Origin of the sequence: Mesorhizobium sp. M7A.F.Ca.ET.027.02.1.1, assembly GCF_004022985.1 — a bacterium.
GTDB lineage: Bacteria > Pseudomonadota > Alphaproteobacteria > Rhizobiales > Rhizobiaceae > Mesorhizobium.
Genome location: NZ_RZOL01000945.1, coordinates 1 through 445, shown reverse-complemented (window position 1 = coordinate 445; position 445 = coordinate 1). Strand labels below are relative to the sequence as shown.

The following is a 445-nucleotide window of genomic DNA, read 5'->3' as shown; positions in this document are numbered from 1 at the left end:
ACGGAGGTCAGCGCGTCGAGGTCTCCGGATGCCAGGGTCGCATTGGCGTCGCCGCCGATGATCCAGTCGTTGTCGAAGCCGGGGTCCTGGGCGAGCTCGGCGACCGCTTCGGCGAGCAGGCGCGCCGCCATCTGCCGGCGCAGGCTGCCCTCGTCCTTGGCCTTCAGATGGATGGGGACGAGGTTGAACGTCGACTCCATGCCGCGGATCTTGGCCGTCACCTCGTAGAGCGCCGGATAGCGGTCGAACACCTTGCCGTGGACCGCCTCGAGGCCGAGATCATCGAATTGACGGCTGTCAACCTGGAACCAGCGCTCGACTTTGTCAGGCCAGGTTTTTGCCGCCACCCCGACCGAGCCCTTGTTCCACATTACCGTCGTGATCTGTCGTTCTGAAGCGGCGTCCTGGCTGGCGAGCACACCCCAGGACTTGGTCTGATAGCTGG

The 445-nt window shown here is 64.9% G+C and carries 1 protein-coding gene; it reads right to left on the bottom strand.

Annotated elements, in window-relative coordinates; all coding sequences use genetic code 11:
* Positions 1-371: hypothetical protein (locus EN749_RS37140; protein ID WP_210214778.1), on the bottom strand; the 371-nt coding region annotated here is incomplete at its 3' end.
* Between the last annotated feature and the right edge of the window lie 74 nt (positions 372-445).